At 40.1% G+C, this 26,867-nt stretch carries 26 protein-coding genes; 24 read left to right on the top strand and 2 right to left on the bottom strand.

Translation table 11 applies throughout. From position 1 onward, the window contains the following. Window positions 1-24 precede the first annotated feature (24 nt). The 20 genes from AWW73_RS04490 (at window position 25) to AWW73_RS04395 (ending at window position 21,064) form a co-directional block, all read left to right on the top strand. Window positions 25-2,211 (top strand): TonB-dependent siderophore receptor, encoded by a 2,187-nt coding sequence (locus tag AWW73_RS04490; protein WP_062848882.1) that lies wholly within the window; start codon window positions 25-27, stop codon window positions 2,209-2,211. Between the two features lie 315 nt (window positions 2,212-2,526). After that, window positions 2,527-2,916, top strand: coding sequence for a cell division protein FtsB (ftsB, locus tag AWW73_RS04485; RefSeq protein WP_004643028.1), 390 nt, complete (start codon window positions 2,527-2,529; stop codon window positions 2,914-2,916). Further along, window positions 2,882-3,598: a 2-C-methyl-D-erythritol 4-phosphate cytidylyltransferase gene (gene ispD, locus AWW73_RS04480; protein WP_031948502.1), complete on the top strand. Its 717-nt coding sequence runs from the start codon at window positions 2,882-2,884 to the stop codon at window positions 3,596-3,598. Before ftsB ends, ispD begins: the two co-directional genes overlap by 35 nt. Window positions 3,599-3,939: 341 nt before the next feature. After that, window positions 3,940-4,611 carry a 3-oxoacid CoA-transferase subunit A gene (locus tag AWW73_RS04475; protein ID WP_016145489.1) on the top strand — a complete coding sequence of 224 codons (672 nt, stop codon included), beginning with the start codon at window positions 3,940-3,942 and terminating at the stop codon, window positions 4,609-4,611. Window positions 4,612-4,629: 18 nt separating this feature from the next. Continuing rightward, window positions 4,630-5,283: a 3-oxoacid CoA-transferase subunit B gene (locus AWW73_RS04470; RefSeq protein WP_062848881.1), complete on the top strand. Its 654-nt coding sequence runs from the start codon at window positions 4,630-4,632 to the stop codon at window positions 5,281-5,283. Between the two features lie 12 nt (window positions 5,284-5,295). Continuing rightward, a complete protein-coding gene (pcaF, locus tag AWW73_RS04465) occupies window positions 5,296-6,507 on the top strand; it encodes a 3-oxoadipyl-CoA thiolase (RefSeq protein ID WP_062848880.1) in 1,212 nt (403 codons plus the stop codon). Window positions 6,508-6,509: 2 nt separating this feature from the next. Continuing rightward, complete coding sequence (gene pcaB / locus AWW73_RS04460; RefSeq protein ID WP_062848879.1) at window positions 6,510-7,868, top strand: 3-carboxy-cis,cis-muconate cycloisomerase; 1,359 nt, start codon at window positions 6,510-6,512, stop codon at window positions 7,866-7,868. Further along, on the top strand, window positions 7,865-8,650 hold the full coding sequence (gene pcaD / locus AWW73_RS04455; protein ID WP_062848878.1) for a 3-oxoadipate enol-lactonase: 786 nt from the start codon (window positions 7,865-7,867) through the stop codon (window positions 8,648-8,650). The genes pcaB and pcaD overlap by 4 nt, the downstream gene beginning before the upstream one ends. Window positions 8,651-8,692: 42 nt before the next feature. Beyond that, window positions 8,693-10,048 (top strand): 4-hydroxybenzoate transporter PcaK, encoded by a 1,356-nt coding sequence (gene pcaK, locus AWW73_RS04450; RefSeq protein ID WP_061874846.1) that lies wholly within the window; start codon window positions 8,693-8,695, stop codon window positions 10,046-10,048. Window positions 10,049-10,063: 15 nt separating this feature from the next. Then, window positions 10,064-10,477, top strand: coding sequence for a 4-carboxymuconolactone decarboxylase (gene pcaC, locus AWW73_RS04445; RefSeq protein ID WP_000997505.1), 414 nt, complete (start codon window positions 10,064-10,066; stop codon window positions 10,475-10,477). A 10-nt stretch (window positions 10,478-10,487) separates the two neighbouring features. Beyond that, on the top strand, window positions 10,488-11,213 hold the full coding sequence (gene pcaH, locus AWW73_RS04440) for a protocatechuate 3,4-dioxygenase subunit beta (RefSeq protein ID WP_062848877.1): 726 nt from the start codon (window positions 10,488-10,490) through the stop codon (window positions 11,211-11,213). 14 nt (window positions 11,214-11,227) lie between these two features. Then, window positions 11,228-11,857 (top strand): protocatechuate 3,4-dioxygenase subunit alpha, encoded by a 630-nt coding sequence (pcaG, locus tag AWW73_RS04435; RefSeq protein ID WP_062848876.1) that lies wholly within the window; start codon window positions 11,228-11,230, stop codon window positions 11,855-11,857. 69 nt (window positions 11,858-11,926) lie between these two features. Continuing rightward, complete coding sequence (gene aroD / locus AWW73_RS04430) at window positions 11,927-12,754, top strand: type I 3-dehydroquinate dehydratase (RefSeq protein WP_081409488.1); 828 nt, start codon at window positions 11,927-11,929, stop codon at window positions 12,752-12,754. 19 nt (window positions 12,755-12,773) lie between these two features. Beyond that, complete coding sequence (locus AWW73_RS04425; protein WP_062848874.1) at window positions 12,774-14,228, top strand: right-handed parallel beta-helix repeat-containing protein; 1,455 nt, start codon at window positions 12,774-12,776, stop codon at window positions 14,226-14,228. A 61-nt stretch (window positions 14,229-14,289) separates the two neighbouring features. After that, on the top strand, window positions 14,290-15,603 hold the full coding sequence (locus tag AWW73_RS04420) for a carbohydrate porin (protein ID WP_062848873.1): 1,314 nt from the start codon (window positions 14,290-14,292) through the stop codon (window positions 15,601-15,603). 82 nt (window positions 15,604-15,685) lie between these two features. Next, complete coding sequence (locus AWW73_RS04415) at window positions 15,686-18,115, top strand: glucose/quinate/shikimate family membrane-bound PQQ-dependent dehydrogenase (RefSeq protein ID WP_062848872.1); 2,430 nt, start codon at window positions 15,686-15,688, stop codon at window positions 18,113-18,115. A 652-nt stretch (window positions 18,116-18,767) separates the two neighbouring features. After that, a complete protein-coding gene (locus AWW73_RS04410) occupies window positions 18,768-19,226 on the top strand; it encodes a DUF6438 domain-containing protein (protein ID WP_080648833.1) in 459 nt (152 codons plus the stop codon). Between the two features lie 135 nt (window positions 19,227-19,361). Next, the gene (locus AWW73_RS04405; protein WP_062848871.1) at window positions 19,362-19,775 is read left to right on the top strand and encodes a YeeE/YedE family protein; all 414 of its coding nucleotides are present in this window, start codon (window positions 19,362-19,364) and stop codon (window positions 19,773-19,775) included. A 4-nt stretch (window positions 19,776-19,779) separates the two neighbouring features. Further along, window positions 19,780-20,193: a DUF6691 family protein gene (locus AWW73_RS04400; RefSeq protein WP_031948490.1), complete on the top strand. Its 414-nt coding sequence runs from the start codon at window positions 19,780-19,782 to the stop codon at window positions 20,191-20,193. Between the two features lie 4 nt (window positions 20,194-20,197). Continuing rightward, entirely contained in the window at window positions 20,198-21,064 is an 867-nt protein-coding gene (locus AWW73_RS04395) for an MBL fold metallo-hydrolase (protein ID WP_062848870.1), read from the top strand. 91 nt (window positions 21,065-21,155) lie between these two features. On the opposite strand, the gene pcaU is transcribed toward AWW73_RS04395, so the two are convergent. Both pcaU and AWW73_RS04385 read right to left on the bottom strand, forming a co-directional pair. Next, window positions 21,156-21,968, bottom strand: a complete 813-nt coding sequence (gene pcaU, locus AWW73_RS04390; RefSeq protein WP_062848869.1) for an IclR family transcriptional regulator PcaU — start codon at window positions 21,966-21,968, stop codon at window positions 21,156-21,158. 42 nt (window positions 21,969-22,010) lie between these two features. Further along, window positions 22,011-22,931 carry a LysR family transcriptional regulator gene (locus tag AWW73_RS04385; protein WP_062848868.1) on the bottom strand — a complete coding sequence of 307 codons (921 nt, stop codon included), beginning with the start codon at window positions 22,929-22,931 and terminating at the stop codon, window positions 22,011-22,013. A gap of 88 nt (window positions 22,932-23,019) precedes the next feature. On the opposite strand from AWW73_RS04385, the gene AWW73_RS04380 reads away from it, so the two are divergent. From AWW73_RS04380 to AWW73_RS04365, 4 genes are read left to right on the top strand one after another with little or no spacing between them, the layout of a single operon-like run. Further along, entirely contained in the window at window positions 23,020-24,261 is a 1,242-nt protein-coding gene (locus AWW73_RS04380; RefSeq protein ID WP_062848867.1) for an acyl-CoA dehydrogenase family protein, read from the top strand. 17 nt (window positions 24,262-24,278) lie between these two features. Continuing rightward, window positions 24,279-25,400, top strand: a complete 1,122-nt coding sequence (locus tag AWW73_RS04375) for a phosphotransferase family protein (RefSeq protein ID WP_062848866.1) — start codon at window positions 24,279-24,281, stop codon at window positions 25,398-25,400. Continuing rightward, window positions 25,397-26,095: a histidine phosphatase family protein gene (locus AWW73_RS04370; protein WP_062848865.1), complete on the top strand. Its 699-nt coding sequence runs from the start codon at window positions 25,397-25,399 to the stop codon at window positions 26,093-26,095. Before AWW73_RS04375 ends, AWW73_RS04370 begins: the two co-directional genes overlap by 4 nt. Before the next feature lie 15 nt (window positions 26,096-26,110). Further along, window positions 26,111-26,854 carry an SDR family oxidoreductase gene (locus tag AWW73_RS04365; RefSeq protein WP_062848864.1) on the top strand — a complete coding sequence of 248 codons (744 nt, stop codon included), beginning with the start codon at window positions 26,111-26,113 and terminating at the stop codon, window positions 26,852-26,854. The last annotated feature ends 13 nt before the right edge of the window (window positions 26,855-26,867 follow it).

Below are 26,867 nucleotides of genomic sequence, written 5' to 3'. Positions count from 1 at the left end.
CATTGGTTATTATGGAATTTTCTTATGTACACTCCGCCCTTTAGAAAAGCATTTAAAGCTCATCCTTTAGCATTTGCTATGGCTTTAACTGTTCCTTCAGTTGCTTATGCAGATGAGACAACTGGAACCGCCACTTTAGAAACGATAAAAGTACAAGCACAACAAGAAAATTCTGCAGTTACCGAAGGTTCGGGCAGTTATGCAGCAAAAAGCGCAAATACTTCTACAAAATTAAATTTATCTCTTCGTGAAACACCGCAATCGGTCAAAGTTTTAACTCGTGAATATTTAGATGATCGAAAAATCGATTCTTTTCAGGATTTAATGAACAATATTACGGGGGTTTCAACTTCACGTACTGATGAGCGCCAGAAAGTTTATGCACGTGGTTTTGAGGTAGATTATTACTTAATAGACGGAATACCGAGCACGATTAATTTAGGTACAGGGGACCTTGATTTAGATATTTATGATCGCATCGAGGTAGTAAAAGGTGCCAATGGCCTAACCACAGGTGCTGGGAATCCGGCGATGGCACTGAACATGATTCGAAAACATGCAAACTCAAAAGAGCTTACTGGTAATGTCAACACATCTTTAGGCTCGTGGAACTCTTGGAGTAGTTCGGCAGATATTTCTACACCACTTAATGCTGATGGTACATTGCGTGGTCGCATGTTTGTAAAGCATTCTGATGAAAAATCATTTATGGATTTTTATGAAAAAGAACGAAATGTATTTTATGGTGCCCTTGATTATGACTTGAGTGATAAAACAAGCATGTCGCTTGGTGCAACTTATCAAGAGTTACATCGTGATGGTATTCGTTGGGGCGGAACACCTGCTTTTTATACTGATGGGACTCGTACCAATTTTTCTAGAAGCTTAACAGTAAGTGCACCTTGGACATATTGGGATGTGAATACAACAGCAGTATTTGCAAACTTAAAACAGAATTTATTTAATGACATTAATTTAAATATTGCTTATACCTTCCGTAAAGAAGATACGGACTCCATGTTGCTATATACAGCTGGAAGAGTAGATAAGGCCACAAATACCAGTCCACTAAAAAATATAGATGATAATAAAAAAGATAATGTTTCTGTATATGGTGCCAAAGCTGCGAGTGAAGAAAACAATATTGATGTTTTTATCAATGCACCATTTACGTTATTTAATCGCCCTCAGGAAATCATTATTGGCGGATCTTGGAATAAAAATGAAAAAACGAAAGATCTTTCTGGTGGTTCTAATGCAAATAGTGAAATTGAGAAATATTTAGGTGAACCACTTAACTATAATGATATGGCTCAAGAGTTACTTCAGCCACTGGTACTAAATACCAGAGGTGCTCTTAATGAAACCACACAAACTGCTGCATATATTGCGGGTAAATTTCAAATTCTTGACCCTTTAAAAATTATTGCTGGTGCACGTTTATCTAACTGGGAATACAAGTCTGAAAATGATAAAGGTAACCGTGAATTTAACAATGAATTAGCACCATATATTGGCGCTATTTATGATTTTGCCCAAGATCATTCTGTATATGCGAGTTATACAGAAATTTTTAAACCTCAAGAACGTAAAGATGTAAATGATCAATATATTGATCCGATTACAGGTAAGAGTTATGAGGCCGGTTTAAAGAGCGAATGGTTCGGAGGGCGTTTAAATACAGCACTTTCAGTATTTCGAATAGAACAATCTAATTTTGCTGAATCGATACCTGGAGTATTTATTGTCCGTAATGGTACGCAAACTACAGAGCAGGCTTATCGCGCTATAGATGGTGTTGAAAGTAAAGGTTTTGAGTTTGAAGCTGAGGGTGAGATTAACGACAATTGGGGGATTAACTTTGGTATTGCTAATTTTGAAGCAAAAGATGCAAAAGGCACCAAGGTTAATACGACAAACTCTCGAACAACTTCGAATCTATTTGTTAAGTACAAACTTGATCAATGGAGTACAGGACTTGGTTTAAATTATAAGAGTAAATACTATACGGGTAGTGGAAGCTCTCGTATTGAACAAGATGCTTATGTGTTAGCAAGTGCGATGGTTGGCTATCAGGTAGATAAAAATATTAAACTTCAATTCAACATCGATAATATTTTTGATGAGAAATATTATGAAGGTATTGGTGACAATGGAATGAACTGGGGAACACCAAGAAATGCAACGGTGAGTGTTCGTTATAACTTCTAATTACTGGTTGATTTAAATCTCTATTGAAAAGTCCTCTTCGGAGGACTTTTCTCTATTTATTCAATATAATTTTTTGATACGCAGAATAGCTTTTATATGCATAGAGTGATTTATAAGCAGTTGTACTTATAAATATGATTTCCCTTTCAAATTCCATTCATTTTTGACAAAATGAAACATGTCACAATGGTCAATTTAAAGTAACATGCGCATTAATAGTTTTGCACTGATTTTGCAGGAATTTTGCATGCTCTTTTTAAATTGTTATACAATACAAAAGCTTAATCAAAGTTTTTAATTAAAACTCTTAATGATATGTTAGAAGTATTTCGATCCACTTCAAGCAAACTGATATTGCTACTTGTTATTGTTTTAGTAGCCATACTGCAATATCAATTTTGGTTAGGTGAGGGTGGTTATATCCCTCATCAAGCTCTCATGCAACAAATTCAGCAACAAGCTGAGGTAAATGAAGAGCTTAAAGAACGAAACCGTATTTTGGCAGCAGAGGTTTTTGACCTGAAAAATGGTACAGAAGCAATTGAAGAACATGCACGCCTTGATCTTGGTTTGGTTAAACCACATGAGACATTTGTTCAAATGAGTACAATCAGTACCCATTACAAGCCTATTTATATTGACCCGAACGCTAAAGTTGATTTGGAAACGAATGAGACACCTGCATCCCCAGATATCCCAGACTAAATTATGGGCAGTTATTCCCGCTGCAGGATCAGGAAGTCGATTTTCTAAAACTGAATTGAAGCAGTATCAATATATTCAGAATAGGACTGTTCTAGAACATACGATTGGCCGTATAAGTCAACTTGCATTGAATGGTTATGTTTTAGCAATCGGTGCTCAAGATACCTTCGCCCAGACTCTTGCATTTCAAAATATAGATAAGGCGCATTTTTGTACGGGCGGGGCTGAACGAGTCCATTCGGTATTAAATGCTTTAAATTATCTTTTAACTTTTGCTGATGAAAATGATTGGGTCCTCGTGCATGATGCGGCTCGCCCTTGTGTAACCATTGATTGTTTAAATGCACTTGTGGCAAATGCAATTGAATCAAATGAGAGTGCTATTTTAGCAATTCCTGTTCGTGATACTTTAAAGCAGGTTAAGTCAGGCAATCAAATTGATAAAACAGTTAGCCGAGATTTATTATGGCAAGCTCAAACTCCTCAAATTACTAAAATCGGTAAACTAAAAAAAGCAATTGAACATGCTTTAGAAAATAACGTCACTATTACCGATGAGGCAAGTGCACTCGAGTATATGGGTGAAACTGTACAGGTCGTAATGGGACGTTCGGATAATATAAAAATTACCTATCCCGATGATTTAGAACTCGCACGTTTGATTCTGCAATCTCAGTCTTAATTCTATTATTTCTAACTTGCTTGGATGGTTTGTTCATCTAAGCAAGTTTTCTACATATCTATTTATAACCACTCGTATTCTTTTACATTGATAAGTTTTAGGATTTATCAAGATCGGACAACTACACTAGATAATGTTCGATCATCGAACAAAAAATATTTATACCGAACAAAACCATGGTTTGATAACTAGATCAAAATACGAAAATTATCAAAAATGATTAAAAGGGAAATCTAAGGGAAACACTCGGGATTGAGTGAAATATTTATCTATTCTTCTCGCCTCAGTGTGCCTAATTCTCTTACCTATCTCTTCTTCAATGAGCACAATGGAGTTGTCTAATGATTGACAAAAGTAAGTCCTCACTAAGCGAGGCACTATCGCAGATTAAAGATGGTGCAACCATTCTGATTGGTGGTTTCGGTACCGCAGGACAACCCGCTGAACTCATTGACGGACTGATTGAACTGGGTGTTAAAGATTTAACTATTGTCAGCAACAACGCCGGTAATGGCGATTATGGTCTGGCGAAACTGCTTAAAGCCGGCTCAGTTAAAAAAGTGATTTGCTCTTTCCCACGTCAGGCAGACTCTTATGTGTTTGATGAACTGTACCGTGCCGGAAAAGTTGAACTTGAAGTAGTTCCACAAGGTAATCTGGCGTGTCGTATTCAGGCAGCAGGTATGGGATTAGGCGCTGTGTTTACCCCCACTGGCTTTGGAACACTTTTGGCCGAAGGCAAAGAAACCCGCCAAATTGATGGCAAAGATTATGTACTTGAATATCCGATCAAGGCTGACTTTGCCTTGATTAAAGCCTACAAGGGCGATCGCTGGGGCAATCTGGTTTACCGTAAATCTGCACGTAACTTTGGCCCGATTATGGCGATGGCTGCGGATGTCACCATTGCTCAGGTTTCTGAAGTGGTTGAACTCGGTGGATTAGATCCGGAACACATCATTACCCCAGGTATCTTTGTACAGCATGTTGTACAAGTCGCACCCGCACAGTAAGCAATAAGGAGAAATAACATGAGCTACCAGAAACTCAGCCGTGACCAGATTGCAAAACGTGTGGCACAAGATATTCCAGATGGCGCCTATGTGAACTTGGGTATTGGTTTACCAACCAAGATTGCAAATTACCTACCTGACGACAAAGATATTTTTCTTCATTCTGAAAATGGTCTGTTGGCTTTTGGCCCTCCACCAGCAGCAAGTGAAGAAGACCCAGAACTCATTAATGCCGGTAAAGAGTTTGTGACCATGCTTGAAGGCGGCAGCTTTTTCCACCATGGTGACTCATTTGCCATGATGCGTGGTGGTCACCTTGATATTGCAGTGCTGGGTGCATTTCAAGTTGCAGCCAATGGTGACTTGGCGAACTGGCACACGGGTGCACCGGATGCGATTCCTGCGGTGGGTGGTGCGATGGATTTGGCTGTAGGTGCCAAGAAAGTTTTTATCACTACAGATCATGTAACCAAGCAAGGTGAGCCAAAAATTGTGGCTGAACTGACTTATCCGGTTACGGGTAAGCAATGTGTGGATCGTATTTACACCGATCTTTGTGTTATTGATGTGACCCAAGACGGTTTAAAGGTGATCGAAAAAGTGGAAGGTCTGAGCTTTGATGAGTTACAGGCTTTAACGGGTGCAACTTTGATTGATGCGACTCAAGGATAAGGAAGTAGGGAAATGACATTAAAAAACGCTTATATCATCGATGCCATCCGTACTCCATTCGGCCGTTACGCCGGTGGCCTTGCACCTGTCCGTGCCGATGACCTTGGTGCTGTGCCAATTAAAGCGCTCATGCAGCGTAACCCGAATGTAGATTGGGAACAGGTCGATGATGTGATCTATGGCTGTGCTAACCAAGCCGGTGAAGATAACCGTAATGTCGGCCGTATGTCAGCACTGCTTGCAGGTTTACCGTATCAAGTGCCGGCAACCACCATTAACCGTTTGTGCGGTTCCTCACTCGATGCCATTGCCATTGCTGCCCGTGCTATTAAAGCTGGTGAAGCGAACTTGGTGATTGCAGGCGGTGTGGAAAGTATGAGCCGTGCACCCTATGTGATGGGGAAGTCAGACAGTGCTTTTGGCCGTAGCCAGAAGATCGAAGACACCACCATGGGCTGGCGCTTCATTAACCCAAAACTTAAAGAATTGTATGGTGTAGACACCATGCCGCAGACTGCCGAAAACGTGGCTGAACAGTTTAACGTGAATCGTGCAGATCAGGACCAGTTTGCCTTGGTGAGCCAACAACGCACCGCAAGCGCGCAAGCCAAAGGCTTTTTTTCTAAAGAAATCGTGGCAGTTGAAATCCCTCAGCGTAAGGGTGATGCTGTTGTGATTGATACCGATGAACATCCACGTGCATCGACCACGCTTGAAGGCTTAAGCAAACTTAAACCTGTGGTCAAAGCAGACGGCACCGTCACTGCGGGAAATGCTTCAGGCATTAACGATGGTGCAGCAGCTCTATTGATTGCTTCTGATGATGCAATTCAAGCTTACAACCTCAAACCACGTGCCAAGATCATTGCTTCAACAGCGGTGGGTGTAGAACCACGTATTATGGGTTTTGCTCCGGCACCAGCGATTAAGAAATTACTTAAACAAGCCAACCTGACTTTAGATCAGATGGATGTAATTGAGCTGAATGAAGCCTTTGCTGCACAAGCTTTGGCTGTGACCCGTGATTTAGGTTTGCCAGATGATTCTGACAAAGTGAATCCGAACGGTGGTGCGATTGCACTGGGTCATCCGCTTGGTGCATCAGGTGCACGCTTAGTGACTACGGCCCTAAACCAGCTTGAGCAAACAGGTGGTCGTTATGCCTTGTGTTCGATGTGTATTGGTGTAGGCCAAGGGATTGCTTTGATTATTGAGAGAGTCTAATCATGAGCCAGTTATATGCCAGCTTGTTTTACCAAAAAGACGTCACTGACATTTTTAGTGACTCATCTTTAATCACATATATGACTAAGGTTGAAGTTGCGTTAGCTCAAGCACAGGCAAAAGTTGGCGTGATTCCTCAAAATGCGGCTAATACAATTGCCCAAGTAGCTGAGCAGGCACTAGATAAGTTTGATTTTTCCGCTTTGGCTGTAGCAACAGGCTTAGCTGGGAATATCGCAATTCCATTTGTAAAACAACTTACAGCAATTGTTAAAGATGTTGATGAAGATGCTTCACGCTATGTGCATTGGGGAGCAACGAGTCAGGATATTTTAGACACAGCATGTATTTTGCAATGCCGCGATGCCTTAAACATTGTGGAAGCTCAACTTCAGCAATGTTATGCGACTGCATTACAGCAAGCCAAGCAATATCGCCATCAAGTCATGATTGGGCGTACATGGTTACAGCAAGCTTTACCAATTACCTTAGGACATAAACTTGCTCGTTGGGCTTCTGCATTTAAGCGTGATTTAGATCGTATCCAAGCCATGAAATCACGTGTATTTACTGCTCAGTTAGGTGGGGCTGTGGGTTCACTGGCTTCTTTGCAAGATCAAGGTTCACTTGTGGTTAGCGCATTTGCTCAGCAACTGAATCTGACTGTACCGATAAGCACATGGCATGGCGAGCGAGATCGTATCGTGGAAATTGCAAGTGTGCTTGGCATGATTGTTGGGAATACAGGCAAGATGGCACGTGATTGGTCTCTTATGATGCAAACTGAAATTGCAGAGTTGTTTGAACCAACAGCAAAAGGTCGTGGTGGTTCGTCAACCATGCCGCATAAGCGTAATCCAGTTGCAGCAGCTTCAGTACTTGCAGCAGCAAATCGTGTACCAGCACTTATGTCTAGCATCTATCAAAGCATGGTGCAGGAACATGAGCGTAGCTTAGGCGCATGGCATGCAGAATGGCTGGCAATCCCTGAAATTTTTCAGCTTTGTGCGGGTGCTTTAAGTCGCACTGGTGAAGTTTTACAAGGTTTCGAAGTTAATGCTGAGCATATGCAGCATAACCTTGACTGTACCAACGGGTTGATTATGGCAGAAGCTGTGATGATGGCGCTTGCTCCAAAAATTGGACGTTTAAATGCTCATCATGTTGTTGAAGCAGCTTGTAAAACAGCCGTGGCTCAAAAGCAGCATTTATCTGAGGTTGTTAGTCAGTTAAATGAAGTAAAAGAATATTTTAGCCCAACAGAAATTTTGGAAATATTTAAAGCAGAAAACTATTTGGGCAACATTCAAGCTCAAATTGATGCTGTTCTGCAAGAAGCACAAGGAGGAGACATAAAGTGAAACAGCTTATAACCAATCGACAAGGTAAACAGCTCGCTGTATATACCGATGGATTAAAAGATGCTCCAGCACTTGTGTTATCTAACTCGTTAGGAACAGATCATGGAATGTGGCAGCCACAAGTAGATGAGCTTAAAAGTCATTTTAATGTCATTACATACGACACACGTGGTCATGGCGAAAGTGATGTGATCGCTGAATCATCTTTACAAAATTTAGGTGAAGATGTTGCTGATATTTTAGATGCCTTAAATGTTGAAAAAGCTCATTTTTGTGGAATTTCAATGGGTGGAATTACAGGGCTTTGGTTAGGTATCCATTATCCAGAGCGCTTTCATAGCATTACTGTTGCAAATTCAGCAGCCAAAATTGGTCAAGCTGAGGCGTGGTTGAGTCGCGCAGAATCAGTAGAACAAAATGGACTGGCTGAATTGGTTAAAACCACGCATACACGTTGGTTTAGTGAAAAATTCGACTATCAACATAACGTGGTTGCACAAACGACGATTCAAAGTCTGGCAAACACACCAGCACAAGGTTATGCCAATGCGTGTCGTGCTTTAGCACATGCTGATTTAAGAGATGAAATTACGCAAATCCAAGTGCCGGTATTGCTTATTGCAGGAACGGCAGATCCAGTGACAACAGTAGCAGATGCTGAGTTTATGCAGAATGCTATTAAGAATAGTCAAATTGCTAAATTGGAAGCATCTCATCTTTCTAATATTGAGCAACCACAAAGATTTACTCAGGAATTGACTAGGTTTATTCAGCAAATCTAATAGCTTAGTAGTTTAAAAGGAATTGGCCTTAAGGAGGCAAATATGGCGTCTCAGGATTACGCTGCACCAAATAAAAGTATCGATGCTCAAGCACTGATTAATGATGCTCCACTCAGTAAGTATCAATGGATGATAGCAATCATCTGTTTCTTAATTATTTTTACTGATGGAATTGATACTGCAGCGATGGGTTTTATCGCTCCAGCATTGGCTCAGGACTGGGGGGTTGACCGCTCTCAGTTAGGACCGGTAATGAGTGCTGCACTTGGTGGAATGATTATTGGAGCTTTAGTTTCAGGTCCAACAGCTGACCGTTTTGGCCGCAAAATTGTTTTAGCAGTATCAATGCTGATTTTTGGTGGATTTACCTTGGCATCTGCTTATGCAACCAACTTAGATAGCCTTGTCGTTTTACGCTTTTTGACAGGTATTGGGCTTGGTGCAGCAATGCCGAATGCCACCACATTATTTTCTGAGTATTGTCCAACACGTATTCGTTCACTGCTGGTGACATGCATGTTCTGTGGCTACAACTTAGGTATGGCTACAGGTGGTTTTATTAGTAGCTGGCTCATCCCGACCTACGGTTGGCACAGTCTATTTCTACTTGGCGGTTGGTCACCTCTGATTTTAATGGTTTTAGTGATTCTGGTTTTACCTGAGTCTTACCGCTTTTTAATTGTGAAAGGTAAGAACCCTGAAAAAGTACGCAAAATCTTAAATCATATCGCACCAACTCAAGTTCAAAATGCGACTGCATTTCATGTACCAGAAGAGAAAACTGAGACAGCTCAAAAGAAAAATGTCTTTGGAATTATGTTTTCTAAACCATATGCGAAAGGAACGCTTTTGCTTTGGTTGACCTATTTCATGGGACTCGTGGTTGTTTACTTGCTTACAAGCTGGTTGCCAACGCTTATGCGTGAAACAGGTGCCTCAATGGAGCGTGCTGCATTTATTGGCGGTTTGTTCCAGTTCGGTGGTGTGGTAAGTGCGTTATTTATTGGTTGGGCGATGGACAAATTTAACCCGAACCGAGTCATTGCCATTTTCTACTTTGCTGCGGGTCTATTTGCGATTGCTGTGGGTCAAAGTTTAGGAAACTCAACATTGCTTGCTGTATTAGTGCTTTGTGCTGGTATCGCGATTAACGGTGCGCAATCTTCAATGCCAGCTTTAAGTGCTCGTTTCTATCCAACGCAGTGCCGTGCAACGGGTGTGTCTTGGATGACAGGTATTGGACGTTTCGGTGCGGTATTTGGTGCTTGGATTGGTGCCGTACTACTCGGCAATGATTGGTCGTTTACCGCCATTCTTAGTTTATTACTAATTCCGGCGACCGCTGCGGCTGTTGCTGTATTTGTTAAATCACTTGTTGCGCATACCGATGCAACTTAATAGAGGTCTATCACAATGAATGATGAACAACGCTATAAACAAGGCATTGAAGTGCGGACTGAAGTTTTGGGTGAAAAGCATGTTGGTCGGTCTTTGCAAAACCTCAATGACTTTAACCAAGATTTCCAAAATTTTATTAGCCGTTACGCATGGGGTGAGGTGTGGTCTCGTCCAGGCTTACCACGTCATACACGTAGTTTAGTGACTATCGCAATTTTATTGGCACTTGGCCGCGAAGACGAACTACGCATGCATTTACGTGCTTGCTTCAACAATGGCGTAACCAAAGAAGATTTAAAAGAGTTGATCTTACACAGTTCACTCTATGCAGGTTTACCTGCTGCAAATGCTGCAATGCATATGGCTGAAGAAGTCTTTAAAGAGTTGGGGATAGAAGTAAACCCAATTGCAGCGAAAGAACAAGATTAAGGAGATAAAGATGTCACAACATAGCTGGGGCGCTTACGCCCAACGTAATACAGATGATCATCCACCAGCGTATACGCCGGGTTATAAAACAAGTGTATTACGTTCGCCAAAAAATGCATTGATCTCTATTAACGAGACTTTAACTGAAGTTACTGCACCGCATTTTTCTTCAAATTTGTTTGGTCCAAAAGATAACGACTTGATTTTGAACTATGCCAAAGAGGGTTTGCCAATTGGTGAGCGTGTCATTGTCCATGGTTATGTTCGTGATCAATTTGGTCGTCCTGTAAAAAATGCACTTTTAGAAGTATGGCAAGCCAATGCTTCTGGTCGATATCGCCATCCAAACGATAAGTTTATTGGTGCAATGGACCCTAACTTTGGTGGTTGTGGTCGTACCTTAACTGATGAAAATGGTTTTTATATTTTCCGTACCATTAAACCGGGCCCGTATCCGTGGCGTAACCGTATTAATGAGTGGCGTCCAGCTCATATTCACTTCTCTTTAATTGCTGATGGTTGGGCCCAGCGCCTAATTTCACAGTTTTATTTTGAAGGCGATACGCTCATCGATACTTGCCCGATTTTAAAAACGATTCCTTCTGAAGATCAACGTCGTGCATTGATTGCACTAGAAGATAAAAACAACTTTATCGAAGCCGATAGCCGTTGTTACCGTTTTGACATCACTTTACGTGGACGTCGAGCGACTTACTTCGAAAATGATTTGACTTAATCGGGAGCACGAACATGAATAACTGGAATTTTCAGGAATTAAAAGAAACTGCATCTCAAACGGGTGGTCCTTACGTTCACATTGGTTTGTTACCACAACAAGCAAATATCGAAGTTTTTGAAAACAACTTTAATAACCAGCTTGTACAAGACCAGACTAAAGGTGAGCGCATTCGTCTTGAGGGGCAAGTATTTGACGGATTGGGTTTACCACTACGCGACGTACTGATCGAGATTTGGCAAGCTGATGCGAACGGTATTTATCCAAGTCAGGCAGATACGCGTGAGCAAAAAGCTGATCCTGCATTTCAGGGATGGGGTCGTACAGGCGCCGACTTTGAAACTGGTGTTTGGAGTTTTAATACAATTAAGCCGGGTGCAACAGCAGGTCGTAAAGGTTCAACCCAAGCGCCTCATATTGCATTAGTCATTTTCGCTCGCGGTATTAATTTAGGTCTTCATACACGTGTTTATTTTGAAGATGAGACTGAAGCAAATGCTAACGATCCAATTCTAAATAGCATTGAATGGGCACCGCGTCGTCAGACGCTTATTGCAAAACGTTTTGAAGAAAATGGTGAAGTTGTTTACCGCTTTGATATTCGAATTCAAGGCGATGACGAAACAGTATTTTTTGATATTTAAGAAACACCTAAGGCTACACATGCTCGTCCATGGATGCGTGTAGCCTTTTTAAGGATAAATGATATGAACATGAAAACATTATTAAGCCTAAGTTTGCTTGCCCTCCCATTTTTTTCAGCACAGGTGAATGCTGAACCTGTTGCTTTAGGTGCTCAAACACAACATGCCGCTACAGCCGTTAAAACGATTGTTCCAATTACTGCAAAAACTAAAGAACAAGCATTAGCACAAGCTCAAGTCATTGCAAATACGGCAGATGCTGATTTAGCTGAGTTCCGTATCGATTTACTCAGTTTTGCGAGTGATACAAAACAAGTGATTGCCTTGGGTCATCAATTGAAAAAGATTTTAGGCAATAAGCCAATGATTGCCACTATTCGTACCAAAAACGAAGGTGGCCAGCTTGAAATTAGTGATGCTGATTATGGTAAGACTTATCAGGCTTATTTAAAAAATCCGTTCATGGATTGGTTAGATGTTGAAATGTTCCGTGATCAAAAAGTAGTTTCAGAAATTGTTCAAAAAGCACATCAAAAGAAAGTGCTTGTTGTCATGTCTAATCATGACTTCCAAAAAACACCAAGCCAAGATGAAATTGAAAAACGCTTGTTAAAACAAGATCAAATGGGCGCAGATATTCTAAAAATTGCTGTAATGCCAAAATCTAAACAAGACGTTTTCACTTTAATGAATGCAACTTTAAAAGTAAGTCAGCAAACCACTAAGCCATTATTGACGATGTCGATGGGGCAATTAGGTACGATTTCTCGTGTTGCGACTGCCAATATGGGCGGAAGTTATAGCTTTGGCATGATTGGTGAGGCGTCAGCACCCGGTCAAATTGATGTGACCAAGCTCAAACAGATTTTAAAAACCGTTCAACCAACAAACCCATAAATCATAAGGATATGTTCAAATGAATACATTACGTTTAACTACTCTTGCATTAGGTTTGATGGTTTCAGGTGTGACTGCAGCGCAAACTTATGTTGTTGATCGTTATCAGGATGATAGCAATAAAGGCTCTTTACGCTGGGCAATCGAACAAGCTAACGCGAACCCGAGTGAAGCAAGTGACATCTTGATTCAAGCAGTAGGCAAAGCACCTTATGCGATTAAATTAAATAGTGCACTTCCTGAGATTAAAGCACCCGTCAAAATTATTGGTACCCAGTGGGATAAAACTGGTGAATACATCGCAATTGATGGTTCAAATTATATTAAAGGTGAAGGTGCAAAAGCTTGTCCTGGTGCAAACCCTGAGCAGTATGGAACAAATGTCCGTACAATGACTTTACCGGGGTTGGTACTACGTGACGTCAACAATGTCACTTTAAAAGGTTTAGACATTCATCGCTTTTGTATTGGTGTATTGATTAACCGTTCAAGCAATAACCTTATTCAACACAACCGCATTAGTAATAACTACGGTGGTGCTGGTGTTATGCTGACGGGTGATGATGGGCAAGGTAACCCCACTGCAACGACGACCAATAACAACAAAGTTTTAGACAATATTTTCCAAGACAATGGGGATGGTTTAGAACTGACACGTGGTGCTGCATTTAACTTAATTGCCAATAACCATTTTGTTTCAACGAAAGCAAACCCAGAGCCATCACAAGGTATTGAAATCTTGTGGGGTAATGATAATGCGGTAGTTGGGAACAAGTTTGAAAACTACTCTGATGGCTTACAGATTAACTGGGGTAAGCGTAACTATATTGCCTACAACGAACTGACCAATAACTCGATTGGTTTTAACATGACGGGTGATGGAAACATTCTTGATAGCAATAGAGTGCATGGTAACCGTATTGGTGTTGCTATTCGTTCAGAAAAAGATGCAAATGCAAAAATTACATTGACGAAAAACCTGATTTGGGACAATGGTAAAGATATTAAACGCTGTGAAGCTGGCGGTTCATGTGTACCAGATCAGCGTTTAGGGGCAATTGTATTTGCTGTGCCAGCACTTGAGCACGAAGGATTTGTCGGTTCTCGTGGTGGCGGTGTGGTTGTTGATCCATCTAAACAACAAAAAACATGTACTCAACCAAATCAACAAAACTGTAATGCTCAACCTAATCAGGGTATTAAAGCACCTAAGTTAACCGCTACTAAAGGCTCAGTGGCTGTAGAAATTAATGGTTTACCAAACCAACGCTATCAAGTGGAGTTCTTTGGAAATCAAAATGCGGCATCAAAAGAAGCTGAGCAATATTTAGGAGCAATAACTGTTGCTACAGATGCGCAAGGTAATGCAAAAGCGAATTGGAAACCAACTGTAAAAGTTGCCTCAATTACAGCAAATATCACTGATCGCTTTGGAGCGACGTCTGAACTCAGTTCGGTCGTACAAACTAAATAATAACAATAAGGAAAGCGCCTCAAACCGAGGCGCAGCATAGAAATGATAAAAGGGACTTAAGATGCCAAATTTAATGAAACTAAGTGTATTAACAATCGCTGTATTAGGCAGTCAATTTGCGCTTGCGAATGAGCCGTGGTCACAAGACCGTCAATGGTTGCTTGGCGACTGGAATGGAAAACGCCAGCAGCTAGAACAACAGGGCTATAAATTTACGGCTTCTATCATGAGCCAAGCTGCTACAAATTTAGATGGTGGTTACAACGACAGCAATACTTTTGAAAATGCTGCGCAACTTTCTTTGGGTGCAAACTTCGATTTAGAAAAAATTGCTGGATGGAAAGATACAACAGCGAACTTAGTCGTGACTAAACGTGACGGGAATGCATTAACTCTTGAGCGTATTAAAGACCCACGCTCAAGCCAATTGGGCAATGCTCAAGAGATTTATGGTCGCGGTAAAATCTGGCGTTTATCTCAAGCATGGGTGAAGAAGGGCTTTGTTGATAATACTGTACAGGTCAAATTTGGTCGTATGGGAATGTCAGAGGACTTTAATAGTTCTCAATGTGAGTTTCAGAACTTATTGCTTTGCGGTGGACAGCTAGGAAAATCAATCGGTTCAATTTGGTATAACTCACCAGTCGGTGTTTGGGCGACAAACGTTAAATATCAGTTTGCACCTGAATGGACTTTGGGATTGGGTGTGTACGAGGTCAATCCAGACAATATTAAAACCGAATCTGATGGTTTTAATCTGGATATGAACAACGTGAAGGGCGCAACCATACCAGTTGAGCTCGCATGGAAACCAAAACTTACTGCTTTTAATGGTTTACCGGGTGAGTATAAAGTTGGTGCGTTGTACTCAACCGCAGAAGCGAATGATATTAAAACTGCCGGTAAAGTTCATGACGGAAAACAAAGTTTCTGGCTGAATGCCCAGCAACAACTGACGAATAAAGGCGAAGATCCGAAACGCGGTTTATATATCAGTTTCAACGGTGTTGTAAATGATAAAGCAACCACCTTTGTTCAAAGCACGCAACAACTTGCTCTTTGGTATAAAGGACCGTTTGATAGCCGTCCAAATGACTCGATTGGTTTTGGTATAGCCAATTATGTGGTTAATGATCGTGCGAAAGATAAGCAAATCGCAACAAATGAAAGTCGTGGATATTACAGTTATGATCCGATTGCATCTGACTATATTCCAATTCAAGACGACGAGCTAAATGTCGAGTTGAACTATACCTATCAATGGTCTCCGGCCGTCATGTTACGTCCAAACATTCAATATATCCATCAACCTGCGGGTGTTAAAGAAGTGGATGATGCATGGGTGGCTGGACTTAGTGTGAAAGTCAATTTTTAACAATATTGATGGCTGGTTAGACATAGTTTAACTGGCCCAAATGCTTGAACTATTCGGGTTCAGTATATGTGGAGTAGGATCTATGTCTGAGTCAGATTCTAAGTTTCATATCTTATTCAAAATATGGTGTTTTATTTTAGGCCTAGTTTTATTGGCTACAGGTGTTTTTTACATTGTAGGCGGTGGAAAGCTAGTATCTCTTGGTGGTTCTTGGTATTTCCTAGTCGCAGGGCTATTTATTACCATTTCTGCAATTAGTATTTTCCGTAAAAAAGCGCTTGGTGTATGGATTTTTGCGGCTGTTTTTGTGGGTACGGTAATTTGGTCACTCATTGATGCGGGATGGGAATTTTGGCCATTATTCTCGCGTTTAATGTTTCCTGCTGGTCTTTTTGCTGCCTTGCTATTTACTTTGCCTTCAATTCGACGTTACCAATTTCAAACTAGTTTGGCATCTTCAGCCTATGCTGTAGGTGGATTAGTTGTAGTCGGTATGTTGATTGCGCTCTATCAAATGTTCCAACCACATCCAACAGTAGCAAGTTCAGGTGAAAAGCTCCCTTTAGTACCAGTTGACCCTGCTAAAAAACAGGTGAATTGGGAAAATTATGGAAATGATGCAGGGGGCAGCCGTTTTGTTGCTCTCGATCAAATTAACCGAGATAACGTTCATAAATTAAAAGAAGCATGGCGCTTTAGAACGGGCGATTTTACAACAGGTAGTGGTAATGGTGCTGAAGACCAAATGACTCCGCTACAAGTTGGAAATAAAGTCTTCTTATGTACACCACATAACAATATGTTTGCCATAGATGCTGACTCGGGTAAACAACTCTGGAAAGCTGAGGTGAACTCTAAAGCAGATGCTTGGGAACGTTGCCGTGGTGTTGCATATTTTGATTCAACAAAACCACTTGTACAGCCAACTTTAGCGGGTGCAAATGCAGTAACCGCCGTTGCAACAAACACGGCATGTCCACGCCGTGTATATACTAATACACCTGATGGTCGATTAATTGCAGTCAATGCAGATAACGGTCAGCGCTGTGCTGATTTTGGTGTAAATGGAACGGTTGATTTGTTGGAAGGTCTTGGAGCTGGAACAAAAGCCCCACGTTTTGAAGTGACTTCTGCACCGACGATTGCTGGAACAACCATTGTAGTGGGTAGCCGTATTGCCGATAACGTAGCAGCAGATATGCCAGGTGGTGTTATCCGTGGTTATGACGTGATTACAGGTAAACTTCGCTGGGCATTTGACCCGCGTAATCCAAACCCTAACTATGTTCTTAAACCGGGTGAAACCTATAAACGCAGTTCGGCAAACTCTTGGGCAGCAATGTCGTATGATCCGCAAATGAATACTGTGTTCTTACCTATGGGTAGCTCATCTGTCGACATTTGGGGCGGTAACCGTAATCCGCTAGATCATAAATACAATACTTCTGTTTTGGCACTTGATGCGACAACGGGTAAAGAAAAGTGGGTATATCAAACTGTTCATAACGATTTATGGGACTTTGACTTACCAATGCAACCAAGTTTAGTCGACTTCCCATTAAAAGACGGTACGACTAAACCAGCTGTTGTTATTGGAACCAAATCAGGCCAATTCTTTGTTCTTGATCGTGTCACGGGTAAACCACTGACTAAAGTGGTTGAACAGCCAGTGAAAGTGGCAAATATTCCAGGTGAACAATACAGCTTAACTCAACCACGTTCTGTTGAAATGCCTCAAATTGGTAATCAGACTTTAACAGAATCGGATATGTGGGGTGCTACGCCGTTTGATCAACTGATGTGCCGTATTAACTTTAAGTCAATGCGTTACGAAGGTCTATTTACTGCACCCGGTACTGACGTTTCATTAAGTTTCCCAGGTTCTTTGGGTGGCATGAACTGGGGTAGCATTGCTTTTGATCCAACTCATCGTTATATGTTCGTGAACGATATGCGCCTTGGCTTATGGATTCAATTAATGGAGCAAACTCCTGAAGACATTAAGATTCAAGCGAATGGTGGGGAAAAAGTAAACACAGGTATGGGCGCTGTACCAATGAAAGGTACGCCGTATAAAGTGAATAAAAACCGCTTTATGTCAGCATTAAGCATTCCTTGTCAGAAACCTCCATTTGGTACCATGACCGCGATTGATTTGAAAACTCGTCAAGTTGCATGGCAAGTACCATTAGGTACAGTAGAGGATACTGGTCCTATGGGTATTAAGATGGGCTTAAAAGCACCGATTGGTATGCCAACCATTGGCGGACCGATGGCAACTCAAGGTGGTTTGGTTTTCTTTGCTGCAACACAAGACTACTACTTACGTGCATTTGATTCATCTACAGGTAAAGAACTGTGGAAATCACGTATGCCAGTAGGTAGTCAGGGAACACCAATAAGCTATGTTTCACCTAAAACAGGTAAACAGTATGTGGTTGTTACCGCAGGCGGAGCACGTCAATCACCTGATCATGGCGATTATGTGATCGCTTATAGTCTAGAACAATAATTAAATGAGGCAAAAGAGAAATTTTCTCTTTTGCCTTTTATCTTTAATATATTTTTTCTATAAAAGAATAAAAGTAAATTCTGTATTTTTAACAAGATAGCTTTACCAAGTAGTAAAAAAGTGCTTGATGTTGTTGCCAAACTTAAAATATCCTACCAGACGCTTCATCCTGAACGCTAGATATAGCCTAACGATTGACCATTTTCTTATAATGTTTTACCTATAAATAAAAGCTTAACTTTTATTAAGTTTTGTTTAACCTAAGGTTGTGAATTTTAATTAGAAATAAACATTATTAAGTTTTTACTCTTAAAAATTAGGTTTTTTTTGTAGGAAAAACGAGCGTAAATATATATTTATATTATATTTATATAATTTATTGGGTTGCGTTAGAATGGTCGACGCAGGTTATTACTATCTAGTAATAATTTGTATTTCAGGAATTTAAGCTCTTATTAGCTTAAGGCTCATCGAAAGATGGGCCTTTTTTTATGAAAAGACGGGAACAATTTTTAATTAATATTTAAATAGCCTAAGCGGGTATGTGAAATAAATATTGTAGAGAATCACAAAAAATAGTCTTTAATGACAAGAAGTGTATGATTTGATAAATTAAAGCCACTTGATAATAATAGGTGATACGATGAGATTTTTGGTTCTTGCAACTTTATCTGGTTTAGCTTTGATGGGTTGTGCTTCTGTTCAGCAAGCACCGAATACACAAGAGACAATTCGTTATGCTTCTAGCCCATGCTTTGGTGCATGTCCAATTTATTCTGTAGAAGTAACACCAACGGGTTTAATTCGCTTTGAAGGTAAACAATACACTAAAGCTATTGGTGTTAAAGAAATTCAAGGTAGCGTAAAAGACTATAAAAAACTTGCAGATGATCTAAAAGCTTATCGTCCTGAAACAGGTACACAATCTAAAACTGCGGGTTGTCTGCAAACGGCAACAGACATGTCTAGCTATTACATTTCATGGATTCAACCAAATGGTACGGAAACAAAATTGAGCCATTACACAGGTTGTATTTCTCCGGCAAATACTAGATTGAATAAAGTCATGGAAAAACTGCCTGAACAATTAGGCATTAAAGATCTAATTTAATGATAAAAGCCCCAAAACCTTGGGGCTTTTTCTTGTTAAGAAGAATTATAAGGTTAGACGTTTTACTTTAAGTATTTCTAAAAGAATCAGCGTATAATACAGATTATAAAAACATATATTGTTAAGAGTGGTTATATGTCAAATATTGTCTATGCCTTCTTGGGTGGTTTATTACTCGGCATCGCAACAGTTGGATATTTATATATAAATGGTCGTATGGCCGGAATTAGTGGATTGCTTGCTCAAATCATAAATCCTACTAAAGACACCTTTAAGAGTTCTGCCTTCTGGTTCATTGCCGGACTCATGATTACACCGTTCATATATGGTTATTTTTATCAGCCTGAAATTGAAATTAAAGCGAACACATTTGTACTTATTTTAGCAGGTGTACTTGTTGGCTTTGGAACACGGTTAGGCTCTGGATGTACAAGCGGTCATGGTATTTGTGGTATGAGCAGGTTATCAAAACGCTCGATGATAGCGACAGCAGTTTTCATGTTTGTTGGCATGTTAACGGTTTATATCATTCGTCATGTGTTGGGGTAATTTTATGAAAAATATTTTTGCTTTTATATTTGGTGCTTTGTTTTCATTAGGCTTGATTATTTCTGGTATGTCTAATCCTGAAAAAGTATTAGGGTTTTTAGATATCTTTGGGCAGTGGGATATTAGCTTAATGTTTGTGATGTTAGGCGCGATTGCTGTGGCATTTATTCCATTTCAAAAGGCTATAAAAAGTCCTAAAACGCTTTTTAATGAACAAATTCAATTACCAACAAATACACAGATTGACCAAAGGTTAATTGTTGGAGCTTTTATTTTCGGTATAGGCTGGGGAATAGCAGGGATATGTCCAGCGCCCGCTTTAACTCTGATTGGATTAGGACATTTTGAAGCGCTTTATTTTATTGTCGCTATGTTATTAGGAATGTTTATTTACCGAGTCTTAAATAAAGGAAATTAAACCTATGCAACAACCTCTAGTAAAAGATTTTTTTGATGAAAACACCAATACTTTTAGCTATGTTGTTGCGGATTTAGCGACTCGTCAATGCGCAATTATTGATAGTGTGCTTGACTATGACGCAGCTTCGGCAACTACAAAAACAACCAATGCCGATCGTATTATCGATTATGTCTTGGCTCAAAACTTTAAAGTGCAATGGATTTTAGAAACCCATGTACACGCCGACCATATGACCGCGGCTCAATATTTAAAATCTAAATTGGGCGGTACAATTGCGATTAGTCAAAAAATCTCGGTAGTACAAGAAACATTTTCGGCTATCTATAATTTTGATTTTAAGAAATTCAATGAAAATCAGCCCTTTGATTATTTGTTCGAAGATTATGAACATTTCAAAATAGGGAATATAGAAGCCTATAACATTCCTACACCAGGACATACACCGGCTTGTCTCAGCTATGTAATTGATGATGCTGTCTTTGTTGGCGATACCTTATTTATGCCAGATTATGGCTCAGCCAGATGCGATTTTCCTAAAGGAAGTGCTGCTGCACTTTATGATTCGGTACAAAAGCTTTATACACTTCCTGAAAACATGCGCATGTTCTTATGCCATGACTATAAGCCTGAAGGCCGTGATGAATATGTATGTCAAACAGATATTAAGACTCAAAAGCAAAGCAACATTCATTTAAATCGACGTGTTTCCAAAGACTCATTCATAAAAATGCGTCAAGAACGAGATGCAACTTTGGCAATGCCAAAATTAATTCTGCCTTCAATTCAAATTAATATGAACGGTGGAAATTTTCCGGAACCAGAATCGAATGGCATCCGTTATTTGAAAATTCCTTTCAACTATTTCTAGAAATAGCCTAAGCATTTATTTTGTGTTTTCACTATCCTAAATAGCCTAAGCAAACGACAAAATTATCTTATGAAAATAGCCTAAGTAAGATTTAAAGAACTTGTCTCAAATCCCGCGAAGTTTCTTGCAATAAAGGCAAAATGTGTTGAATTAAATACTCTTCAGTTGTTCTCATGGTCGGAGAGACAATATTCAAAGCTGCAACAACTTTAAAGTCTTGTCCATAAATCGGTACGGCGAGCGCATGAACTCCTAATTCGTGTTCTTCACGTGAATAGCACCAATCTTGTTCTCGAATCTCCTTTAGTAACTCTAAAAATTTATCATTTTCGACATGGGTATATTTGGTTAAACGCTGAAGAGGATATTTTTGAAGCCAGTCCAATTGTTCTTGTTGGCTTAAATGTGCCAGTAAAATTTTACCCGCCGAGGTCGCATGAGCAGGTAGGCGGTTACCTAAGTGCAAACCGTATGGGTTTACTCTGTCGGTTTGTTGGTGGGCAGCACTACGGGCAATGGTAATGGCTTCATAACCATCAAGTACCATCACTGAATAAATGAGAGAAGTTTGGTTGGTTAACAGATTTAATAAGGGTTGAGATACTTTTGGAAGCTGAGCTGCACCTAAATAAGCTCCTGAAAATTTAAGAACTTTAGGAGTTAAATAGTAATAATGACCATCAGATTCAAGATAACCTAGATATTCTAAAGTTAGTAAGTGGCGTCTTGCTGCTGCTCGGGTGAGTCCTGTTTTTTCGGCTGCCATCGAAATATTTAAACGGTGTTGATTACTGCTAAAGCTATCTAAAATCGCCATGCCTTTACCGATGCCAGCAATGTAATCTTCATGACGAATCGTTTTTTTGTTGTCCTGATTCTGGATTATCCGTTCATCTTTACTCATTACTGGTCCTTGTACGATAGAAACTTGGTTGATCAATTTGCGTTACTGAAAAAGTTTAATAATTTCATGTCGCAAAAATTGATGTCTTAAATTATCCCTTAAATCTTCGTGCCAAAACATACCCATTTTAATATTGGTTATCTCAAAAGGTAGGGAATGTAAGCAAATTTCAGAACTATAAGATAAATGCTGCAAAATCATTCGAGGCATGGTCAGTATTGCGTTGGCCTGAGCCGCCAGAACTTGTAAGGCCGTTGAGTAGTTTTGACAGCGCATAAATACATTTCTAGAAATTTTTTGATGTTGGTTTAAATAAATATCTTCAAGTAAGGCGCCTGTACGGCGTGACGAAACACCGATATGTCGACCACTCATATAGCTCGATAAATCGACTTCTTTAAGTTGACTGCAAATGACGAACTCATCTGTTACCAAATGATCAAAAGTAATTTTTGGAGATAAGTATTGTTCTAGGTCAATCACAAAATCGAGCTGCTGTGTCGCCAAGTCCGCCATAATATGTTTTCGATCGAGTTTCATACTCATAAACTGCAAATCTAAATTAAGATTTTGAAAATGTTGAGCAAGCTTTGGAAGAATAATCGGCTCAATTTCATCATGCACGGCGATTTTTAAATTTTTTAGACTTGTTGGATCAAAGACATGTTTTTGCTGGCTAATATTTTGAATGGTTAAAAGCGCTTGCTTCACAGTTGGGTAAATCTGTTCGGCAAAAGGAGTGGCAGACATTTTATTGCCTACTCGTATAAACACATCATCTTCAAGTTGCTGACGTAATCTTTGCAAGGCGTGACTGGCTGCCGACTGCGTAATATTGAGACTATTTGCCGCATTTGAAATACTTTTTTGCTCATAAACCGCAACAAAAAGCGGATATAAATTGATATCAATTCGGTGAAAAAAACTTAAGTCTAGGCCGTGAAGGTTATGAATATTATTCATGAGGCATTATTTAATAAAATCATTTCATTCATATTAAGTTTCAAGTTATGTTGATGTAAAGACCAGATAATGATGTAAAGGAAAAAGAATGTTTGAACTCTCAAAAAAAGCTCAAGATTTTGTCGAGCGAACAAGAAAATTTATTTTAGAAGAAATAGAACCTGTCGAAGCAAAATTTTGGGAAGAAGTTCATGAGTTAAATCCGGATGGAAATTGGAAAAAATGGCAGTGGCCTGAACTTCTAGAAACGCTGAAATCTAAAGCGAAGCAAGCTGGCCTTTGGAATATGTTTTTACCCGATGAAAAGCTGGGTGCTGGATTAACTGTTCAAGAATATGCTCATATTGCCGAATTAACTGGTCGTAGTTTATTGGCGCCTACAGTTTTTAACTGTAATGCACCGGATACGGGAAATATGGAATTGTTATGGCGCTATGGTAGTGAACAGCAAAAACAGCAATGGTTAGAACCTTTATTGGACGGAAAAATTCGCTCTGTTTTTTGCATGACTGAACCTGATGTTGCGTCAAGCGATGCAACCAATATGCAAGCGACTGCGATCATCGACGGTAATGAAATTGTTTTAAATGGCAAAAAGTGGTGGTCGTCTGGTTTAGGTGACCCCAATGCCAAAGTCATTATTTTTATGGCGCACACCCCAGATGAAAGTAAAGACCGTCATCATCAACACTCTATGGTTTTAGTACCGATTGATACGGCGGGTGTTGAAATTCAGCGGATGTTACCTGTGTTTGGTGACTACGATGCACCGCATGGACATGGTGAAGTCCATTTTAAGAATGTTCGGGTGCCTCTTGAAAACTTTATTGGCGGAGCGGGCCAAGGTTTTGAAATTGCACAAGGGCGTTTAGGGCCAGGACGTATTCACCATTGCATGCGCTGTATTGGGGCTGCTGAAAAAGCACTAGAACTCATGATTGATAGAGGCATGTCTAGAACGGCGTTTGGCAAAGAAATTTTAAAACTCGGAGGAAACCTCGAACGTGTAGCCGATGCTCGAGTCGCCATAGATCAAGCCAGACTTTTAACCTTGTATGCTGCTTATAAAATGGATACTTTAGGAAATATGGCTGCTTTAACAGAAATATCTGCAATTAAAGTGGTCGCTCCGAGTGTTTTAGAAAAAGTAGTCGATATGGCGATTCAGCTACATGGCGGTGCGGGTGTTTCAAGAGATACACCATTAACAGGTTTCTTTGCCCAAGCACGCAGTTTACGTTTAGCTGATGGTCCAGATGAAGTGCATAAAGGCATGATTGCCAAATTAGAGTTGGCCAAACGTGGTTATGGTCGTCATAAGAAAGTATAAGTTTAAAGGAAGTGAATATGTCGGTAATTGATATAGGCGGTGAAGTACGTGAAGGTGAAGAGCTTGATATTGGGGCAGTTGAAAACTGGTTAAAAAGCCAAGGTGTTGAGTTGGTTGGTCTAGCAGTTGTTACTCAATATACAGGTGGGGCGTCGAATTGGACTTATCGTTTAAAGTATGAAAATACCGATTTAATTTTACGACGTCCTCCAAAAGGAACAAAAGCGAAATCGGCCCACGATATGGCCCGTGAATATATGGTGCAGAAAAACCTTGCGCCTTATTATCCTGTGCTTCCTAAAATGGTGGCACTTTGTCAGGATGAATCGGTCATTGGCTGTGATTTTTATGTTATGGAACGCATTGAAGGCATTATTCCTCGTGCAAAATTACCGCCTGAACTTGGTTTTAATGAAGAAGATGTTCATGAGCTTTGTATAAATGTTATTGATAAGCTGATTGAGTTACATCAAGTTCCTTATGAGAACACGCCTTTAGCTGAACTTGGTAAAGGTACAGGATATTGCCGTAGACAAGTTGAGGGTTGGGATAAGCGTTATGAAAAGGTTCGCACAATTAATGTTCCTTCATTTAAATATGTCCGAAAATGGCTAAACGATAATATCCCTCAAGACTCGACGACTTGTATTATTCACAATGATTGGCGTTTTGATAATGTGATTTTAGATCCAGAGCATCCAACAGAAGTGATTGGTGTGCTTGATTGGGAAATGGCGACCTTGGGTGATCCACTAATGGATTTGGGTAGTGCTTTGGCCTACTGGGTTGAGCCTACGGATAACATGATTTTTAGATCAACACGCCGTCAGCCGACTCACTTAAAGGGAATGTTCTCTCGAAAAGAAGTCGTTGACTATTATTTGCAAAAAACAGGTCTGCAAACTGCAAACTGGGCTTTTTATGAAGTGTTTGGTGTATTCCGCTTAGCAGTGATTGCCCAGCAAATCTATTACCGTTATTACCACAAGCAAACCCGAAATCCTGCTTTTAAAGATTTCTGGATTGTCATTCATGCGCTGCATATCAGAGCTTTAAAACTTATTGGGCAGCAAAAATTGCAAGAATCGGAATTTGCTCAGCAATCTCTACAGAAAATACAGGGTATTTTAAGAAAATGACCACAATTTATCTGGTAAGACATGGACAGGCCTCATTTGGTAAAAGTAACTATGATGAACTGTCTGAAAATGGTGAAGCTCAAGCGACTTTATTAGGGCAATATTTTAAGCAAATATTGAAAGAACAGCCTTATGTGGTTGCAGGGACTATGCAGCGCCATGAGCAAACAGCAAAGCTCGCACTCAATGAATGCTTTCCAGATGCAGTGATTCATCATAACAATTTATGGAATGAGTTTAACCATCAACAAGTTTTTGCCCGCTATGAACCACGTTTTGAACAGCCTGAACTTTTAAAAGCTGATGTCGCACAAGAACAGAACCCTCGTGCATATCTTGCCAAAATATTCGAAGGTGCCATTGGACGATGGACAGATGGTGATTTTCATCATGAGTATGATGAGTCTTGGCCGCATTTTAAAAATAGAGTCGAAACGGCATTACAGCAACTTTGTGATGATTTAGCAAAAACCAAGCCTCGCTATGCAGTTGTTTTTACCTCTGGCGGTGTGATTTCCGTAGCAATTGGCAAACTGCTTGAACTTAGCCCCAATCGGACTTTTGCGTTGAATTGGGCAATTGCTAATACAAGCCTCACCACTTTGCGTTTGGTTGGAAATGAAGCTCAGGTATTAAGTTTAAATGAACATCACTTTATAAAAGCTGAACGTCCAGATTTACTGACATGGATTTAAAATAAGGATAAAAACATGGCAAAGACAATTTTAATTACAGGCGCAAGTTCAGGCCTTGGCGCGGGTATGGCGCATGAATTTGCAGCCAAAGGTTATAACTTGGCGATTTGTGCACGCCGTTTAGACAGATTGGAAACTTTAAAACTCGAACTTGAAAATCAGTACGGTATTAAAGTCATTGCAAAAAGTCTGGACGTTACCAATTACGATCAAGTTTTTGAAGTATTTCGTGCCTTTAAACAAGAGTTTGGCTATTTAGACCGAATTATTGTTAATGCTGGAGTCGGAAATGGCCGCCGTATTGGTAAAGGCAATTTTGAGATTAATAGAGCCACGGCCGAAACAAACTTTATTTCTGCTTTAGCACAGTGTGAGGCAGCGATTGAAATTTTTAGAGAGCAAAATGCAGGTCATTTGGTGGTGATGTCATCCATGAGTGCGATGCGTGGATTACCAAAACATTTATCGACTTATGCGGCAAGTAAAGCTGCAGTTGCTCACTTGGCCGAGGGTATTCGTGCTGAATTAATGGATACGCCAATTAAAGTTTCAACCATTTTCCCGGGCTACATTCGTACTGAAATGAATGAGGGTGCTAAACATCTACCTTTTGAAGTAGATGCCAAAACAGGATGTAAAGCTTTGGTTAAAGCGATCGAAAAGCAACCTGTAAAAGCTTATGTGCCACAGTGGCCGTGGTTACCAATGAGTATTGCTATGAAAGTTTTGCCTTTAAGATTGGTCAATAAATTAGGATAAAAAAAATACCCCC

Source organism: Acinetobacter lactucae (assembly GCF_001605885.1).
Taxonomy (GTDB): domain Bacteria; phylum Pseudomonadota; class Gammaproteobacteria; order Pseudomonadales; family Moraxellaceae; genus Acinetobacter; species Acinetobacter lactucae.
Note: the sequence above shows the minus strand (reverse complement) of the source record. Positions and strands in the feature narration are given on the sequence as shown.